Source organism: Streptomyces sp. NPDC093071 (assembly GCF_044754545.1).
Lineage (GTDB): Bacteria > Actinomycetota > Actinomycetes > Streptomycetales > Streptomycetaceae > Streptomyces.
The window spans coordinates 166,235-180,803 of sequence record NZ_JBIVPH010000005.1 but is presented as its reverse complement, the minus strand read 5'-3'; the positions used below and the strand labels follow the sequence as shown (position 1 = coordinate 180,803).

General features: G+C 72.3%; 10 protein-coding genes. 6 read left to right on the top strand and 4 right to left on the bottom strand.

Going from position 1 to position 14,569, the window contains the following annotated elements; translation table 11 throughout:
- Positions 1 to 12 precede the first annotated feature (12 nt).
- Complete coding sequence (locus tag ACIQD7_RS21605; RefSeq protein WP_402443502.1) at positions 13 to 531, top strand: ferredoxin; 519 nt, start codon at positions 13 to 15, stop codon at positions 529 to 531.
- A 36-nt stretch (positions 532 to 567) separates the two neighbouring features.
- Here ACIQD7_RS21605 and ACIQD7_RS21600 read toward each other — a convergent pair whose 3' ends face one another.
- From ACIQD7_RS21600 to ACIQD7_RS21590, 3 genes are all read right to left on the bottom strand, one after another.
- Positions 568 to 1,212 carry a hypothetical protein gene (locus tag ACIQD7_RS21600; protein ID WP_383411202.1) on the bottom strand — a complete coding sequence of 215 codons (645 nt, stop codon included), beginning with the start codon at positions 1,210 to 1,212 and terminating at the stop codon, positions 568 to 570.
- Positions 1,213 to 1,373: 161 nt separating this feature from the next.
- Positions 1,374 to 2,807, bottom strand: coding sequence for a metallophosphoesterase (locus ACIQD7_RS21595; protein ID WP_402443500.1), 1,434 nt, complete (start codon positions 2,805 to 2,807; stop codon positions 1,374 to 1,376).
- A gap of 335 nt (positions 2,808 to 3,142) precedes the next feature.
- The gene (locus ACIQD7_RS21590) at positions 3,143 to 4,249 is read right to left on the bottom strand and encodes a LacI family DNA-binding transcriptional regulator (protein ID WP_121828919.1); all 1,107 of its coding nucleotides are present in this window, start codon (positions 4,247 to 4,249) and stop codon (positions 3,143 to 3,145) included.
- Between the two features lie 438 nt (positions 4,250 to 4,687).
- Between ACIQD7_RS21590 and hisC the strand changes: the two genes are divergently transcribed.
- From hisC to ACIQD7_RS21565, 5 genes are all read left to right on the top strand, one after another.
- Positions 4,688 to 5,785, top strand: coding sequence for a histidinol-phosphate transaminase (gene hisC, locus ACIQD7_RS21585; RefSeq protein WP_402443497.1), 1,098 nt, complete (start codon positions 4,688 to 4,690; stop codon positions 5,783 to 5,785).
- Positions 5,786 to 6,020: 235 nt separating this feature from the next.
- Positions 6,021 to 7,529: a cytochrome ubiquinol oxidase subunit I gene (locus ACIQD7_RS21580; RefSeq protein ID WP_161372283.1), complete on the top strand. Its 1,509-nt coding sequence runs from the start codon at positions 6,021 to 6,023 to the stop codon at positions 7,527 to 7,529.
- An 18-nt stretch (positions 7,530 to 7,547) separates the two neighbouring features.
- Positions 7,548 to 8,552 (top strand): cytochrome d ubiquinol oxidase subunit II, encoded by a 1,005-nt coding sequence (cydB, locus tag ACIQD7_RS21575; RefSeq protein WP_161372282.1) that lies wholly within the window; start codon positions 7,548 to 7,550, stop codon positions 8,550 to 8,552.
- 34 nt (positions 8,553 to 8,586) lie between these two features.
- Entirely contained in the window at positions 8,587 to 12,378 is a 3,792-nt protein-coding gene (gene cydD, locus ACIQD7_RS21570; RefSeq protein WP_402443494.1) for a thiol reductant ABC exporter subunit CydD, read from the top strand.
- 23 nt (positions 12,379 to 12,401) lie between these two features.
- Entirely contained in the window at positions 12,402 to 14,114 is a 1,713-nt protein-coding gene (locus ACIQD7_RS21565) for a GAF domain-containing sensor histidine kinase (protein ID WP_402443492.1), read from the top strand.
- A 60-nt stretch (positions 14,115 to 14,174) separates the two neighbouring features.
- On the opposite strand, the gene ACIQD7_RS21560 is transcribed toward ACIQD7_RS21565, so the two are convergent.
- Positions 14,175 to 14,555: a hypothetical protein gene (locus ACIQD7_RS21560; RefSeq protein WP_402443490.1), complete on the bottom strand. Its 381-nt coding sequence runs from the start codon at positions 14,553 to 14,555 to the stop codon at positions 14,175 to 14,177.
- Positions 14,556 to 14,569: the final 14 nt, after the last annotated feature.

The window sequence follows — 14,569 nt, the reverse complement described above, 5'->3', positions numbered from 1 at the left end:
TATGCTCGGCCGATGGCGCTCTACTACGACCCCGTCGCCGGCCTCGGCGAGGACCGCGAGGCATTCCGGGGCGACTGGGAGGACTGGCTCTGGCTCAACGTGCCGGGGCCCTTCTACGGCGGCGGGACCGACACGTGCCGGACGGGCCGGGACTCCGCGCCCCGGCACGTCCTCTACGGCGGCGCGTACCTGACCGAGTACGTCTACCGTCAGCCCGGGACGCCGGCGGAGACGGCACGGCTGGTCGAAGCCGCCGACCGCGATCCCCTTCTCGGGTACGGCTGCGACGGCGACGCGCGGTGGACGCCGGACGCGGTGCGGGAGTGGTGGCGCGACCGCGGCCGGATCACGGAGTACCTGTCCGCCCACGACTGGGACGAGGTCGACTGGGCCCGGCAGGGTGTGGCCGCCGCCGTCCGGGACTACGCGTCCTACCTCGCGGGACGCCTGGCGACGGATGTGCGGATCTACCTCCACTGGCTGGAGGAGGGACGGTCTCCCGCGGCCGGCGAACGGCTGCCCGACCTGTAGCCGACAGGCCGGCTCCGTCGTTCCGGGGGCCTTCCGTCAGGGATCGGAAGGGTTCGTGGCGGCGAGGGCGTCGCGGAGGAAGGGGAGGATGCCGCGTTCGAGGAGGGCGAGGCGCCAGGCCTCGCGGGCGCGGGAGAGTTCGTCGTCCGGGGCGGCGGGCGGGCCGCCCGTGCTCACCTCGGCCGGGCTGTTGCGCAGGGCCGTGACGAGGAGCCCGGCGGCCGCGCAGAGCAGCCCGGCGGCGGCGAGGGAGCCGAAGACCAGGCCGGCCGTGAGCAGGGTCGCGCCGAACGCCACGGTGGGGGCGAGGGCGTGCACCACCGCGCCGACCAGCAGGAAGATGACGGAGGCGGCGCCCGCGAGGACGGGGACCATGACGGTGACGATCGCGACGACGCCCGCGCCGGGGCCGGGGAGGTCGTACGGGACCGGGGCGCGGGTCCCGACGGCCGTGCGGTTCTGCTCGCGGACCTTCACGAAGTGGTCGTACTCGCTCGCGGCCGCGGAGGTGACGAGCGCCGTCGCGTTCAGGGTCATCGCGCGGAGTTGCGCGACCGTGAGCCGGGTGCCCACCCCGGCGAGTTCCGGACGTGCGTGGGCGGTGTCCAGTGCGTCGTCGAGGACCCGCTCGTACTCGGCGCGGTCCTCGGTCAGCAGGTGCGGAGCCACGTTCATGTGCATCCCCCGATGCTCCGTAGGCCCGTGACGGCCGCGGAAAGGCGGCCGGGCGGGCGGAAACGGAGGAGAGCCTGCTACGGATGCACCCGATGGTATTGCGGCGACGCCACGGGCTGACAGGGTGTTTCCGGAAATCGCCCTCCACGGATGCGCAGGGTGATGCGTCAGGCGTTCGCCCTGTCGTTCAGCGGGAGTTGGACGACCAGCAGCTTTCCGGCCATGGTCACTCCGCCGTCCATGGCGATCGCGAGCCCGTCGGCGTACACGTGCGGCCCGTCGACGACCGGGCCGCCGCCGTCCTCGCCGTCCTCCGTGCCGACCTGGCCGAGGAGGTACGGGATCGGGCTGTGGCCGTGCACGATCCGGCTGCCGCCGTAGGTGGAGAGCAGCTCCTGGACGGCCTGCGGCCCCCCGTCGTCACGGAACGCGAAGCGCTTGGTGAACTTCCGGAACACGTCCCAGACCTCGTCCGCGTCGTTCCGGGTGAGGATCTCGTGGACCGTGTCGTTGACGTCCTCGATGGTCTCGCCGTATTCGAGGTACGCGGTGGTGTCCGAGTGGACGAGGAGGTGGTCGTCCTCCCGCACCACGGCGTCGAGCCGGGACATCCACTGGAGGTGGACGTCCTGGAGCCGGTCCATGTCCTGCTTCTGGCCGCCGTTGAGCAGCCAGGCGGCCTGGAAGGTGGCGGTGCCCGCGCCGGAGTTGACCGGGGTGTCGCCGAAGCGCTTGGCGCCGATGAGCAGCAGCTCGTGGTTGCCCATGAGGGCCTTGCAGTAGCCGCCGGCGGCGGCGGCCTCGGCGGAGAGCCGCATGACCAGGTCGATCACGCCGATGCCGTCGGGCCCGCGGTCGGTGAAGTCGCCGAGGAACCAGAGGCGGGCGTTGCCCGCGGACCAGCCGCCGTTCTCGTCGACGAGGCCCTGGGCGCGGAGGGCCGCGAGGAGTTCGTCGAGGTAGCCGTGGACGTCCCCGACGACGTAGAGGGGGCCGGGGCCGTCGCCGGACGGGACCTCGCCCGCGGGGGCGGGCACGGGGGAGACCTTCACCTGGACGGTGTCGCCGCGGTTGATGACGGGCAGGTCGCGCTCGGTCGGCGTGTACCCCTCGGGCACCTCGCCCTCGGGGAACGCGTTCCCGGGGTGGCCGGAGGCGGCGGGGTACGCGGGCGCGGCGGCGCGGTGCCCGAGGTGGAGCGTCGGCTCGGCGGGCATGGGCGCGGGCGCCTGCGGCGGGGGCGGAGGCGTCTGCGATACGGACGCCTGCGGTACGGCCTCGGCCGCCGGGGGGCGCACCGGCACCGGGGCCTGCACCGGCACGGCCTCGACCGGGGAGGGCGCGACGGGGGGCACGGGGGGCAGCGACTCGCCGACGACCGGCCGGACGGCGGGAGCCGGGGCGGTGTGCTGTTCCGGACCGGTCTGCGGCGTCGGGGCCGGGTGTTCGGAGCGTACGTGCTCCGCCGGCGCGGGCGTCCGCTCCGGGTCCGACTGTTCGACGGCATGGCTCTGTACGGGCACGCGCGCGTACGGCGGTACGCGGAAGTCACGCAATGTCGCCGTGCGTACCACGGGCTCCTGACCGGCCCCCTGAGTCATCGACCCCTCCACCACCGTCGCGATGCCCTGCACATCGCGGACCGGCCTGGTCGGGGTGGCCCGCGGTGTCGTCCGCCCATCATAGGAATGAGCGTCCTCCTGTGTGACGCACCAGGGGTGGTGAATCCGGGTCCACTCCGGGTTCACCGGTCGTTTCGCCCGAATTGGGAAGGTCCAGTCCAGGGTTGGGGCCGGTGCGGTGATCGGTTTCGCCGTTCTCGCCCGTGGGCAGGGACGAGAACGGCGTGTTCGAAGGCGTTCCTTTTTGGAGAGCCGGCCCTTCGCCGCGGTCCTCCGTGCCCGGTCGCCGCGGTTCTCCGTGCCAGCCCTTCGTGTCAGTCCTTCGCGGGTGAGCGCGGCGGGCTGACCGTCGTGCGGGGCGGGCGGCGCTGCGAGGAGGTGCGGACGATGAGTTCGGTCGGTATCACCTGCTCGACCGGTCCGTCGGTCTCGACCCCCTCGATGGCGTCGATGAGGAGCTGGACGACGGCCGTGCCGATCCGGCGCGGTTTGAGCGAGAGCGTCGTGAGGGGCGGTTCGGTGGTGGCGTACCCGGCCGACTCGCTGCAGCAGACCAGCAGGAGGTCGTCCGGGACGCGCAGTCCGTAGCGGCGCGCGGCCGCGAGGAGGTCGGTTCCGTTGGGGTCGAAGAGGCCGTACACGGCGTCGGGCCGGTCCGGGCGGGCGAGCAGCCGGTCGGCCGCGACGGCGCCCGCGCACGGATCGTGCGCCGGATAGGCCTCGTAGACGGGGTCCTGGCCCACCCGCGCGCACCAGTTGAGGTAGGCGGTGGTGGACAGGCGGGTGTAGGTGTCCGTGCTGGTGCCGGTGAGGAGGCCGATGCGGCGGGCGCCGGCGTCGGCGAGGTGGTCGAGCAGGTCGAGGACGGCGGCTTCGTGGTCGTTGTCGACCCAGGCGGTGACCGGGAGGGTGCCGGCGGGGCGTCCGTCGGAGACGACGGGCAGGCCCTGACGGACCAGTTCGGTGACGACGGGGTCGTGGTCGGAGGGGTCGATGACGACGGTGCCGTCGAGGGCGACGTTCGACCAGACGTCATGGCGGGAGGTGGCGGGGAGGATGACCAGGGCATAGCCCCGGGCGAGCGCGGCCGATGTGGCCGCCCTGGCCATCTCCGCGAAGTACGCGAATTCGGTGAAGGTGAAAGGTTCATCCCCGTACGTGGTCACGGTCAGGCCGATGAGTCCCGACTTGCCGGTGCGGAGCGTGCGGGCCGCCGCGGACGGGCGGTAGCCCAACCGGTCGGCGACCTCGCGGACGTGGCGGCGGGTGGCGTCGGGGAGCCGGCCCTTCCCGTTGAGCGCGTCGGAGACAGTCGTGATGGAGACCCCGGCGGCGGCGGCCACGTCCCGGATGCCCGCCCGGCCCTGCCGGCTTCCCCGGGTCTGTGCCCGGCTCACCTGGTGCTTCCCTGCTGCTGTCATGGCGAGCCGATAGTAGGGCGATGAGGGGCGGTCGGTACGGACGCATATGCAGACGTTGACAGGCACGTTTCTGCATGATCGAAAAGCGTGAAATGGGCTTGGACCAAAGGTAGTTGCAGGTCCGCGCCTATGACTTGGTGTTGACAGGCGGTGTGGGCCTGGCGAAGGGGCGAAGTCTCGAAGAGGTCTCAACTCACCTCTACGGGGGATGCGCGCCACGGCGCTCGCCACCGGCGCGCGCCACCCGTCCGCGCGCCCCCACCCTCCGGACCGACCGAGGGACCGGCGGAGGAGCCGACCGAGGAGCCGGTGGAGGAGTTGGCGGAGGAGCCGGCGGAGCGCCGTGTCCCTCCTGTTGTCCGCGGCCCATTCGCAGCGGGAGCGAATCCTCTTAAGGTGAGCAGTATTGGCGGTACGGACGGTCGAGGAGGCCACACTGTGAGCGAGACCAGCGGGACGAGGACCGGCAGCCCCAGGCTGCGCGCCGAGCTGGACGGCGTCCCCACCTACAAGCCGGGCAAGCCGGCCGCCGCGGGCGGACCCGTGGCCTTCAAGCTGTCCTCCAACGAGAACCCCTACCCGCCGCTCCCGGGCGTCCTGGAGAGCGTGGTGGCCGGCGCCGACACCTTCAACCGGTACCCGGACATGGCCTGCACCGCCCTGACGCAGGAGCTGGCGGAGCGCTTCGGCGTGCCCGTCTCGCACCTGGCCACGGGCACCGGCTCGGTCGGGGTCGCGCAGTCGCTGCTCCAGGCGACCTCGGGCCCGGGCGACGAGGTGATCTACGCCTGGCGCTCCTTCGAGGCGTACCCGATCATCACGCAGATCAGCGGGGCCACCTCGGTGCAGGTGCCGCTGACCGACGGCGAGGTGCACGACCTCGACGCGATGGCCGGGGCGATCACCGACCGGACCCGGCTGATCTTCGTCTGCAACCCCAACAACCCCACGGGCACCGCGGTGCGCCGGGCCGAGCTGGAGCGCTTCCTCGACCGGGTGCCCTCCGACGTCCTGGTCGTGCTCGACGAGGCGTACAAGGAGTTCGTGCGCGACCTCGAGATCCCGGACGGCATCGAGCTGTACCGCGACCGGCCCAACGTCGCCGTGCTGCGCACCTTCTCCAAGGCGTACGGACTGGCCGGGCTGCGGGTCGGCTTCGCGGTCGCCCACGAGCCGGTGGCGGCGGCGCTGCGCAAGACGGCGGTGCCGTTCGGCGTGAGCCAGCTGGCGCAGGACGCGGCGGTGGCCTCGCTGCGGGCCGAGGACGAGCTGCTCGGCCGGGTCGGCGCGCTGGTGTCCGAGCGCGAGCGGGTCCGCACGGCCCTGGTGGACCAGGGCTGGACCGTGCCGGACACCCAGGCGAACTTCGTCTGGCTGCGGCTCGGCGAGCGGACGGCGGACTTCGCGGCGGCGTGCGAGCGGCACGGCGTCGTGGTGCGCCCGTTCGCCGGCGAGGGCGTGCGCGTCACGATCGGCGAGGGCGAGGCGAACGACCTGTTCCTCCAGGCGGCGGAGGGCTTCCGCAAGGAGCTCTGAGCCCCACCGAGGCGTGTTCCGACGGCCCCCGCGAGCAGCCGCTCGCGGGGGCCGTCGGCGTGTGAGGAAAGAGACGTCCCGGAAAGGGCCCCCGAAGACAAGTACGGATTTCATATGAGCCATAATGCTTGTGAATGTGAACGCGTTCACAAGCGTGCCCCGGTTCGTCCCGCTATCGGGGGGATGGTCAGGGCAACCTGCCGATGTGACCACGGCGATGTAAGGAGAAAACGACGTGGACCTCGCTCTTGCGCCAGAGACCCTCGCGCGCTGGCAGTTCGGCATCACCACCGTCTACCACTTCCTCTTCGTCCCGCTGACGATCTCCCTCGCGGCGCTCACGGCAGGCCTCCAGACCGCCTGGGTGCGGACGGAGAACGAGAAGTACCTCAGGGCGACGAAGTTCTGGGGCAAGCTCTTCCTGATCAACATCGCCATGGGCGTCGTCACCGGCATCGTGCAGGAGTTCCAGTTCGGCATGAACTGGTCCGACTACTCGCGCTTCGTCGGGGACATCTTCGGCGCCCCGCTCGCGTTCGAGGCGCTCATCGCCTTCTTCTTCGAGTCGACCTTCATCGGCCTGTGGATCTTCGGCTGGGACAAGCTGCCGAAGAAGATCCACCTCGCCTGCATGTGGATGGTCTCGATCGGCACCGTCCTCTCCGCGTACTTCATCCTGGCGGCCAACTCCTGGATGCAGCACCCGGTGGGCTACCGCATCAACGAGGAGCGCGGCCGGGCGGAGCTCACCGACTTCTGGCTCGTGCTCACCCAGAACACGGCCCTCACCCAGTTCTTCCACACCATCACGGCGGCCTTCCTGGTCGGCGGCGCGTTCATGGTCGGCATCTCCGCCTTCCACCTGGCCCGCAAGAAGCACATCCCCGTGATGCGGACCTCGCTGCGGCTCGGCCTGGTCACCCTGATCATCGCCGGCCTCGGCACCGCCATCAGCGGCGACCTGCTCGGCAAGGTCATGTTCAAGCAGCAGCCGATGAAGATGGCCGCCGCCGAGGCGCTCTGGGACGGCGAGGCGCCCGCCCCCTTCTCGATCTTCGCCTACGGCGACGTCGACGAGGGCCACAACAAGGTCGCCATCGAGATCCCCGGCCTGCTCTCCTTCCTCGCGAACGACGACTTCACCTCGTACGTCCCCGGCATCAACGACATCAACAAGGCCGAGCAGGAGAAGTACGGCCCCGGCGACTACCGGCCCAACATCCCCGTCGCCTACTGGGGCTTCCGCTGGATGATCGGCTTCGGCATGGCCTCCCTGACGCTGGGGATCATCGGCCTCTGGCTGACCCGGAAGAAGTTCATGCTGGCCCCGGGGCTGCGGACCGGCGAGGACGAGGTGCCGAACCTGGTCCTCTTCAAGAACAAGGCCCTCAGCCCCCACATCGGCAGGTGGTACTGGATCGTCGCGCTCTGGACGATGCTCTTCCCGCTGATCGCCAACTCCTGGGGCTGGATCTTCACCGAGATGGGCCGTCAGCCCTGGGTCGTCTACGGCGTGCTGCGCACCCGGGACGCGGTCTCCCCCGGTGTCTCCCAGGCCGAGGTCCTCACCTCGATGATCGGCTTCACCCTGCTCTACGCCGTCCTCGCGGTCATCGAGGTCAAGCTCCTCGTCAAGTACGTCAAGGCGGGCCCGCCCGAGCTGACCGACGACGACCTCAACCCGCCCACCAAGATCGGCGGGGACACCCGTGACCCCGACCGGCCCATGGCCTTCTCGTACTGAGGCTCAGGAGACCGAGGCATGGAACTTCACGACGTCTGGTTCGTACTCATCGCCGTCCTCTGGATCGGCTACTTCTTCCTGGAGGGCTTCGACTTCGGGATCGGCATCCTGACCAAGCTGCTCGCCCGGGACCGGCCCGAGAAGCGGGTCCTCATCAACACCATCGGACCCGTCTGGGACGGCAACGAGGTGTGGCTGCTCACCGCCGGCGGCGCCACCTTCGCCGCCTTCCCCGAGTGGTACGCGACGCTGTTCTCCGGCTTCTACCTGCCGCTGCTGCTCATCCTGGTCTGCCTGATCATCCGGGGCGTGGCCTTCGAGTACCGGGCGAAGCGGCCCGAGGAGAACTGGCAGCGCAACTGGGAGCAGGCCATCTTCTGGACCTCGCTGCTCCCCGCGTTCCTCTGGGGCGTGGCCTTCGGCAACATCGTCCGGGGCGTGAAGATCGACGCGGACATGGAGTACGTGGGCACCTTCTTCGACCTGCTCAACCCGTACGCGCTCCTCGGCGGACTGGTCACGCTCACCCTCTTCACCTTCCACGGCGCGGTCTTCGCCTCGCTCAAGACGGACGGTGACATCCGGGTACGGGCCCGGGCGCTCGCGCTCAAGCTGGGCCTGGTCACGGCGGTGCTCGCGCTCGTCTTCCTGATCTGGACCCAGGCCCACACGGGCGACGCCGCCAGCTTCGTGGCGATGGTGGTCGCGGCGGTGGCGCTGGTCGGCGCGATCGTCGCCATCAAGGCGGGACGCGAGGGCTGGTCGTTCGCGCTCTCGGGCGTCACGATCGCCGCCTCGGTGGCGATGCTCTTCCTGGCGCTCTTCCCGGACGTCATGCCGTCTTCGCTCAACCCCGAGTGGAGCCTCACCGTGACGAACGCGTCGTCGAGCCCGTACACACTCAAGATCATGACGTGGTGCGCCGGGATCGCGACCCCGCTGGTGCTGCTCTACCAGAGCTGGACCTACTGGGTGTTCCGCAAGCGGATCGGTACGCAGCACATCGCCGACAGCGCCCACTAGGGCCGGTCGGCGCTCAGAGAGGGGCATGTTTCACGTGAAACCGATCGACCCGCGTCTGCTCCGGTACGCCCGGGCCACCCGTGTCTTCCTGATCGCGGTGGTCGTGCTCGGCCTCGCCGGGGCGGCGCTGGTCGTCGCCCAGGCGATGCTCCTCGCCGAGATCGTGGTGGGGTCCTTCAAGGAGGGCCGGTCGGTTTCCGCCCTGACCACGCCCCTGCTGCTGCTTGCCGGAGTGGCGGTGGCGCGGGGGCTGGTCTCCTGGCTGACCGAACTCGCCGCCCACCGGGCGAGCGCGGCGGTCAAGTCCGAACTGCGGGGGCGGCTCCTCGTCCGCGCCGCCGCGCTCGGACCGGGATGGCTCGGCGGGCAGCGGACCGGCTCGCTGATCGCCCTCGCGACGCGGGGCGTGGACGCGCTCGACGACTACTTCGCCCGCTACCTGCCCCAGTTGGGCCTCGCGGTGGTCGTACCGGTGGCGGTCCTGGCCCGGATCGTCACCGAGGACTGGGTCTCGGCGGCGATCATCGTCGTCACGCTGCCGCTCATCCCGCTCTTCATGATCCTCATCGGCTGGTACACCCAGGCCCGGATGGACCGGCAGTGGAAGCTGCTCTCGCGGCTCTCCGGTCACTTCCTGGACGTGGTGGCCGGCCTTCCCACCCTCAAGGTCTTCGGCCGGGCGAAGGCCCAGGCCGAGTCGATCCGTGCGATCACCTCCGCGTACCGGCAGGCGACCATGCGCACGCTGCGGATCGCCTTCCTCTCCTCCTTCGCGCTCGAACTGCTCGCCACCCTGTCCGTCGCCCTCGTCGCCGTGACCATCGGCATGAGGCTCGTCCACGGCGACCTCGACCTCTACACCGGGCTCGTCATCCTGATCCTGGCGCCCGAGGCGTACCTCCCGCTGCGGCAGGTGGGGGCGCAGTACCACGCGGCGGCGGAGGGACTCGCGGCGGCGGAGGAGATCTTCGACGTCCTGGAGCAGCCGGTACGGAACGGGGGGACGGGCGCGGTCCCGGACTCCGTGCGCCTCGAACTGGACACCGTGACGGTCCGCCACGCGGGGCGTGCCGAACCGTCGCTCGACGCGACGACGCTGACGGTCGAGCCGGGCGAGACGGTGGCCCTGGTCGGGCCGAGCGGCTCGGGCAAGTCGACGCTGCTCGACGTGGTCCTCGGGTTCACGGCCCCGGAGCCGGGCGGCACCGTCCGGGTCGGCGGCGAGGACCTCGCGGGGCTCGACCTGGAGGCCTGGCGGTCGCGGATCGCCTGGGTGCCGCAGCGCCCGTACCTCTTCGCGGGGACGATCGCCGAGAACGTACGGCTCGCCCGCCCGGACGCCTCCGACGAGGCGGTACGGGAGGCCCTGCGGGACGCGGGCGCCGACGGGTTCGTCGCGGAGCTGCCCGGCGGGCTCGACACCCCGCTCGGCGAGGACGGCGCCGGGCTCTCGGCGGGGCAGCGGCAACGGCTCGCGCTCGCCCGCGCGTTCCTGGCCGACCGGCCCCTGCTGCTGCTCGACGAGCCCACGGCCGCGCTCGACGGCGAGACGGAGGCGGGCGTGGTCGACGCGGTCCGGCGCCTCGCGGCCGGCCGGACGGTCCTGCTCGTGGTCCACCGCCCGGCGCTGCTCGCGGTGGCGGACCGGGTGGTGAGCCTGGGAACGGATACCGGAGCGGGCGGCGGGGCGGGCCCGGCCGGTGGCGCCGGTGTGGGTGGGGCGTCGGTTTCGGTCGACGGCGCCGGTACGGATGGGGCGCCGGTTTCGGTCGGTGGCGTCGGTACGGATCGGGCGCCCGTTTCGGTCGGTGGCGCGGGTGTCGCCGGGCCGGTGGTGCCCGCCGGGCGTACGGAAACCGCCGGGGCGGGTCCGGTCGGCGCCTCCCGGGACGCCGGTCGGGACGCCTCCAAGGGCTCCGGTCGGGACGCCTCCCGGGACGCCGGATCCGGTGCCGTCGACGCGGCGGTCTGGTCCGGAGTGGCGACCGTGGCCGCCGCGCCCGACGGCGAGGCGTCGGCCCCCGGGGGTTCCGGGGCGTTCGCGGCCCCGCGCGGCGTGCTCCGGCGGGTCCGGGACATGGCCGGGGAGCTCAAGGGGCGGATGGTGCTCGCGCTGCTGCTCGGAAGCCTCGCCCTCGGCTCCGCCGTCGGGCTCATGGCCGTCTCCGGCTGGCTCATCTCCCGGGCCTCCGAACAGCCCCCCGTCCTCCACCTGATGATGGCGGTCACCGCCACGCGCGCCTTCGGCATCGGCCGGGCCGTCTTCCGGTACGCCGAGCGGCTCGTCTCCCACGACGCCGTCCTGCGGATGCTCGCCGACCTGCGGGTCTCCGTCTACCGGCGGCTGGAGCGGATCGCCCCGGCCGGCCTCGGCCGCACCCGGCGCGGCGACCTGCTCTCCCGGCTCGTCCAGGACGTCGACGCGCTCCAGGACTACTGGCTGCGCTCGCTGCTCCCGGTGGGCGCCGCGCTCGTCGTGGGCGTCGGGGCCGCCGGGTTCACCGCCTGGCTGCTCCCCGAGGCCGGTGCCGTCCTCGCCGTGGGCCTGCTGGTCGCGGGAATCGCCGTACCGGCGGTCGGCGGGGCCCTCGCCCGCCGGGCCGAACGGCGGCTCGCCCCCGCGCGCGGCGCCCTGGCGACCGCCGTGGCCGACCTGCTGCGCGGCTGCGCCGAGCTGACGGTGGCCGGTGCGCTGCGGAGCCGTACCGAAAGGGCGCGGGAGGCCGACGGCGCCCTCACCGGCATCGCCTCCCGGCAGGCCGCCGCCACCGCCCTCGGGGCCGGGCTCTCCGCCCTGGTCTGCGGCCTGACGGTCGCGGCCGCCGCGCTCGTCGGCGTCCAGGCCGTACGGGAGGGGCGGCTCGACGGGGTGTCGCTCGCCGTGATCGTCCTGACCCCGCTGGCCGCCTTCGAGGCCGTGACCGGGCTTCCGCTCGCCGTCCAGTACCGGCAGCGCGTCAAGCACAGCGCCGAGCGGGTCTTCGAGGTGCTCGACGCCCCCGTGCCCGTACGGGAGCCGAGGACGCCCGCCGCTCCCCCGGTGGGTCCGTTCCCCCTCGAACTGTCCGGGCTCTCCGCCCGGTACGCCGGGCAGGAGCGTCCGGCGCTCACCGGCTTCGGGCTCACCCTGGAGGCCGGGCGGCGGGTCGCCGTCGTCGGCGCCTCCGGCTCCGGCAAGACGACGCTCGCCCAGGTGCTGCTGCGGTTCCTGGACGTGGAGCACGGCACGTACCGGCTCGGCGGCGTCCCCGCCTGGGAACTGGACGGGGACGCGGTCCGGCGCCTGGTCGGCCTGTGCGCCCAGGACGCGCACCTCTTCGACAGCTCCGTCCGCGAGAACCTGCGGCTCGCCAAGGTCGGCGCGGACGACGGGGAGCTGCGCGAGGCGCTGCGCCGGGCCCGGCTGCTCGACTGGGTCGACGGGCTGCCCGACGGGCTCGACACCCTCGTGGGCGAACACGGCGCGCGGCTCTCCGGAGGCCAGCGCCAGCGGCTCGCGCTCGCGCGGGCCCTCCTGGCCGATTTCCCGGTCCTCGTCCTCGACGAGCCGGCCGAGCACCTGGACCTCGCCACCGCCGACGCGCTCACCGACGACCTGCTGCGGGCCACCGAGGGCCGCACCACCGTCCTCATCACCCACCGGCTGCACGGCCTCGACGCCGTCGACGAGGTGCTCGTCCTGGACGCGGGCCGGACCGTGCAGCGCGGCCCGTACGCCGAGCTCGCGGCGGAGGACGGACCGCTGCGCCGGATGCTGGAGCAGGAGAGGGCGACCGATCCGCTCGCCGTCACCACGACGACCGGAGCAGCTGACTTTTCTCGCTAAATAGGACTTACTAGGCTCAAGCCATGACCGCCGCCGAGTCCGACGCCCCGGACCCCCTGGAAGCCGCCACCCGGGCCACCCGCAGCCTCCAGGGGCTCTCCACGGAGCTCACCGCCCGCGTACCGCAGCTCCTGGAGGCCATGCGCTCGGTCGGCACCGGGCTCGAACTCCACTCCACCCTCGACCGCATCTGCGAGACCGCCGCCGAACTCGCCGGCGCCCGGTACGCGGCGATCGGCGTCGTCGACGACGAGGGCGACGGCCTCTCCGACTTCGTCACCTTCGGCGTCGACGAGGACACGGCCCGCCGGATCGGACGCCGTCCCGACGGCCACGCGGGGCTGCTCGGTGCGCTGATCCGCGACCCGCAGACCATTCGTCTCGCCGACCTCTCGAAGGACCCACGCGCGGCGGGCTTCCCGCCCGGGCACCCGCCGATGCGGTCCTTCCTGGGCGTCCCCATCCGGGTCCAGGGCGAGATCTTCGGAAACCTGTACCTCGCGGAGAAGCGCGGCGCGGACGACTTCAACGACTACGACGTGCACATGGTCCGGGTGCTCGCCACCGAGGCGGGCATCGCCATCGGCAACGCCCGCCTGTACGAGGCCGCCCGGCAGCGCGAACGGTGGATCGACGGCTCGGTCGCCGTCACCACCGCCCTGCTCTCCGGCGGCGACGCCGACGACGCCCTCACGGTCGTCGCCGAGCAGGCCCGCCGGCTCGCCGACGCGGACGCGGGCATCGTGCTGCTCCCCGCCGAGGAGGGCGGCCTGGAGGTCGTCGCGGTCTCCTCGCCCCGGTCCACGAAGTGGCTGGGCGTGGTGGTCCCGCCCGAGAGCGACGTGGTGGAGCAGCTGTTCGAGGGCGAGGCGGTCTTCGTCCAGGACGCCTCCTCGGACCCGCGCATGACCAGCCCGATGACCTCGATGTACGGGCCGAGCATGATCCTTCCGCTGCAGAGCGGCGGGCGGGTCCTCGGGGCGCTCGCCATGCCGCGCGTACGGGACGGCCGCCCGTTCACGGAGACGGAGCGGACGCTCGCCACCCAGTTCGCCTCGCAGGCGGCGCTCGCCCTGATGATGGCCGACGCGCAGCGCGACCGGGAGCGCCTCGCCGTGTACGAGGACCGCGACCGGATCGCCCGTGACCTGCACGATCTGGTCATCCAGCGGCTCTTCGCCGCCGGCATGATGCTGGAGAGCGCCCAGCGCAGGTCGATCGTGCCGGCCGTGCGCGAGGGCGTGGGCAAGGCCGTGGACGAGCTGGACGTGACCATCCAGGAGATCCGTACGGCGATCTTCGCGCTCCAGCAGGGACCCGCGGAGGCCCCGTCGGGACTGCGCACCCGGGTCCTGCGGGAGATCAACATGGCGGCCGTGCCGCTCGGCTTCAAGCCCGCGCACCGCTTCCTCGGCGCGATCGACTCGACGGTCGGCGAGCTGACCGGCAAGAACCTCGTCGCCGCGCTGCGCGAGGCGCTCTCCAACGCGTTCCGGCACGCCGACGCGAGCCGGATCGAGGTGGTCGTCGACGCGGGCGTCACCCTGCCCGACGGCTCCGCAGGGGTGCGCCTGTCGGTCGCCGACGACGGCGTCGGCATCCCGGCGGGCGGGCGGCGCAGCGGTCTGCGCAACCTGGCGCGCCGGGCGGAGTCCCTGGGCGGCGCCAGCTGGTGCGGGCCGGGGCTCGGGGACGGCGGCGGAGGGACGACGGTGGTGTGGGAGGCGCCGCTCTAGGGGGTGTCCGTCGCGACTAGTGCCGCATCAGGCAACGTTTGCCCTCTCGTGTCGGCCTCATCAGAGGTGCAGGAAGCTCTGGATGTCGTCAAGGCCGTCGAGTGCCCGCCCGTCCACGTCGGTCGGATCCACTTCAGCACGCGCCGCCAGCGACTTCGTCAGCGCAAGGGCCTCATCGCTGAGATGTCCGAACCGTCGAGCGGTATGTCCCAAGCACAGGCCGGCCAGCCCGAGCAGGGGGCTGCCCGACACGGCCCGCGTCCCGACCTCCACGCACCAGCGCTCCACGAACTCTCGATCGTCGTCGTTCAACGCACTCCCGACCAAGACGGTCGCAGCCTCGAACTCATGCGCCCGGTCCCCGAGCGCCCGCTCCAACGTTTCGGCCACCACGTCATGCGGCAAAGCGGAAGGGTTCTCGAAGCGCAGATGTGAATGCATATCGCGAGACTACG

Excerpts from the sequence above, each read along its gene's own strand:
- ACIQD7_RS21605 (WP_402443502.1), top strand. The coding sequence starts at position 13 with ATGGCGCTCTACTACGACCCCGTCGCCGGCCTCGGCGAGGACCGCGAG.
- ACIQD7_RS21560 (WP_402443490.1), bottom strand. The coding sequence starts at position 14,555 with ATGCATTCACATCTGCGCTTCGAGAACCCTTCCGCTTTGCCGCATGAC.
- ACIQD7_RS21565 (WP_402443492.1), top strand. The coding sequence starts at position 12,402 with ATGACCGCCGCCGAGTCCGACGCCCCGGACCCCCTGGAAGCCGCCACC.
- ACIQD7_RS21590 (WP_121828919.1), bottom strand. The coding sequence starts at position 4,249 with ATGACAGCAGCAGGGAAGCACCAGGTGAGCCGGGCACAGACCCGGGGA.
- ACIQD7_RS21595 (WP_402443500.1), bottom strand. The coding sequence starts at position 2,807 with ATGACTCAGGGGGCCGGTCAGGAGCCCGTGGTACGCACGGCGACATTG.
- ACIQD7_RS21600 (WP_383411202.1), bottom strand. The coding sequence starts at position 1,212 with ATGCACATGAACGTGGCTCCGCACCTGCTGACCGAGGACCGCGCCGAG.
- cydB (WP_161372282.1), top strand. The coding sequence starts at position 7,548 with ATGGAACTTCACGACGTCTGGTTCGTACTCATCGCCGTCCTCTGGATC.